3 protein-coding genes are annotated in these 3,003 nt (G+C 66.4%); 1 reads left to right on the forward strand and 2 read right to left on the reverse strand.

Going from position 1 to position 3,003, the window contains the following annotated elements:
• Nucleotides 1–219: 219 nt before the first annotated feature.
• Nucleotides 220–1,185 (reverse strand): tyrosine recombinase XerC, encoded by a 966-nt coding sequence (locus VQ042_RS25120; RefSeq protein ID WP_442880237.1) that lies wholly within the window; start codon nucleotides 1,183–1,185, stop codon nucleotides 220–222.
• A gap of 185 nt (nucleotides 1,186–1,370) precedes the next feature.
• Here VQ042_RS25120 and VQ042_RS25125 point away from each other — a divergent pair, with 185 nt between their 5' ends.
• A complete protein-coding gene (locus tag VQ042_RS25125; protein ID WP_331822979.1) occupies nucleotides 1,371–1,805 on the forward strand; it encodes an OsmC family protein in 435 nt (144 codons plus the stop codon).
• 103 nt (nucleotides 1,806–1,908) lie between these two features.
• Here VQ042_RS25125 and VQ042_RS25130 read toward each other — a convergent pair whose 3' ends face one another.
• The gene (locus VQ042_RS25130) at nucleotides 1,909–2,346 is read right to left on the reverse strand and encodes a Fur family transcriptional regulator (RefSeq protein WP_331822980.1); all 438 of its coding nucleotides are present in this window, start codon (nucleotides 2,344–2,346) and stop codon (nucleotides 1,909–1,911) included.
• Nucleotides 2,347–3,003 lie beyond the last annotated feature (657 nt).

A 3,003-nucleotide genomic window follows, 5' to 3' on the forward strand; every position in this document is an offset into this window, starting at 1 on the left:
CGCAAGTCCGATGAAACCGATCTTCCCATGGTGCGTATCCTCCCGCACACAAGGAATCAGAATACGTCTCCAAGCGGAACCATCCGATTCACACTTATTACTGGACGCTCTAGCCATTATTCAGGGCGGACTAAGGCACCGACCTGATTCGGAGCCAGTCTCAGGGAAGCAGGGTGCGCAGATTCGCCAATCTCGCGCGCTGCTGCGACGAACTTGCCGTCAACCCGCGCGCCGACGACGGGCGCGCGGATGGGCGTCGTCGTAGATCGTCAGCAGCCGGGCCTGGTCGACGGCGGTATAGTTCTGGGTGGTCGACAGGCTGGCATGGCCCAGGAGATCCTGGATGGTGCGCAGATCGCCTCCGCCGGCCATAAGATGGGTTGCGAAGGAATGGCGCAGCGCATGGGGCGTGGCGCTGTCGGGCAGGCCGAGGACACCGCGCAGCCGCGCCATGGCGCGCTGGACGATCTGCGGCTGCAGCGGTCCGCCCCGGGCACCGCGAAAGAGGGGCCCGTCGGGCGGCAGCGGGTAGGGGCACAGCCGGCGATATTCGGCGGCCGCTTCCAGAACGGCCGGCAGCAGCGGCACCAGCCGGGTCTTGCCGCCCTTGCCGGCGACGGGCATCGAGCGCGCGGTCGCGTCACCCAGCGCATTGCCCGGCAGGGACAGGGCTTCGGAAATGCGCAGGCCGCAGCCATAGAGCAGCGTCAGGATGGCGACGTCGCGGGCGGCGATCCATGCTTCGGCGGCAAAGGCGCCGGCTTCTTCCGTCACCGCCATGGCGTCGCCGACGCTGAGCGGGCGCGGCAGGGATTTCGGCTGCCTGGGCGCGCGCATCGCCTTGGCACCGGCGGAGGAGGCCAGACCCTTGCGCTCCAGGTGACGGATGAAGGACCGCACGCCCGCAAGGCCGCGCCCCAGGGTCTTGGCGCCGGCACCGTCGCGGCGGCGCGACGCCAGGAAGCCGCGCAGATCCGCCGTCTTCAGGTCCGCGACGTCGGAAAGCTGTGCCGGGCGGGCATGATAGTCGGTCAGGAAGACGAGGAACTGCCGCAGATCCCGCTCATAGGCGGCGATCGTGTGCGGGCTGCTGCGGCGCTCGTCGGCCAGGATCGTCAGCCAGGCCGCCTTCTCGTCGAGCAGCGGCTTCGTCGCATGGACCAGGATCGTTTCCGCCATTGCAATCGTCGTGCCTCGTTCGGGGTCATCTGGACGGCGCCAGTCTGGCCCGCAATGGTGAACGCTTCGTCAGGGCCGGAACCGAACGCCTCAGTGGCAGTTTCCGGGGCAAGGCATGCGGGACGAGATCCCGTCTGCGCCTAAGACCGATTCGGCTCGGCCGCAATGGCCACCGCGACAAGGAGAATCCCATGAAACGGCATGCAACGGCAATCTGGAAGGGTGCGCTCGGCGACGGCACCGGCGCGATCACCACCCAGTCGGGCGCCCTGTCCGACAACGGCTATTCGTTCAAGGCCCGCTTCGAGGACGAGAGCGGCAAGTCCGGCACCAATCCGGAAGAGTTGCTGGCGGCCGCCCATGCCGGTTGCTTCGCCATGCAGCTCTCGCACCTTCTCGCCGAGAACGGCACGCCGGCGCAGGAGCTGAAGGCCACCGCGACGGTTAATGTCGAACAGGTCGAGGCAGGCTTCGAGATCAAGTCCAGCGCCATCGTCCTGAAGGCAACGGTGCCGGGCATCGAGCCGGCGAAATTCGACGAGCTCGCGCAGACGGCCAAGAGCGGCTGTCCAGTCTCCAAGGCCCTCGGCGCGATCACCGTGACGCTGGACGCCAAGCTCGCCTGAGCGGCGCCCATGACGAACCAATTCGGCCCGTGCCATTCTCTGGCGCGGGCAGAAATGTGTCTGTCCGATCGCGGCGGCGGGCCGGATCACCGCCCGTGACAGCTCACTCGGTGCGACGCTTGCGCCCGTAGAGTTCGAGCCGGTGGGAGACGATCTCGTAGCCCAGTTCCCGGGCAATTTCTTCTTGGAGCCACTCGATCCGGTCAGAGCGGAACTCGACCACGTCCCCGGAATCGATGTCGATCAGATGATCGTGGTGGTCGCCATCGGCGCGCTCGAAGCGGGACGGCCCCCCCTCGAAGACATGGCGCTGGATCGCGCCCTTCTCCTCCAGGAGCTTCATCGTCCGGTAGACCGTGGACAGCGAGATCGACGGATCGACCCCGGCGGTGCGGCGAAAGATCTCCAGCGCGTCGGGATGGTCGTCGCCGGCGGCCAGGATGGTCAGGATGATCCGGCGCGGCCGGGTGATGCGCACGCCGGCATCGCGCAGGATGCGCTCGTAGCGGCCCGGCCGGTTGGCCTCGTCCCTGTCTCCCATCTCTGCGTCCCCATGCCATCGCGTCTCGCCGCTCCGGGCGCCCTTGATCCGGCCTAATACCAAATGCGCCGAAAGGAAAATGCCGGCCAGGCCGGATGGTCGCCGGGCGCCATATCGGTATCGGGCTCCGACCGCGCGCTGCCGTTCGCCGGACGGCGGAGGGAGAGGCCGAACGCCACGCCGGGGCGATGTCGCGCGCACCGTTTCCGCCAAAACACGGCCGGGGAAGGGGATTGTCCTCACAGGCCCCGGCGGGCCCAGATGAATCTGCGATGACGCCGGGGAAGCCTGCGGGACAGGGCTGGGCGGCTTTCGGAAAAATTTCGTTCGGCGCGTTTTTCTGCGAAAACCGTGTTGACTTCGAAAGCGGGCAGGGCCTATAAGCCACTCATCGACGGCGAGGGCGCCGCCGGCGAGCCCTTTGGTTCGCTCTGGATTTGGCCCGCACCGCAGATATTCAGAAGACTTCGCCGGCAACGGCTGATCTTCATTAGGGTCCTGGAGGCGCAAGCCTCGACCGGCCCGCCGCCATTGTTTGTTCTGATGGCGTGCTCTTTGACAATTGAAGATTGAGAAGAAAGAGAAGCGTGGGCGGCGGATTGTTTGCCTGGAGCTTCGTGCCGATTTCCTTTTCGGTATCGAGGTATCCATGAGAGA

This window comes from Aurantimonas sp. A2-1-M11 (genome assembly GCF_036549475.1).
Classification (GTDB): Bacteria; Pseudomonadota; Alphaproteobacteria; order Rhizobiales; family Rhizobiaceae; genus Aurantimonas.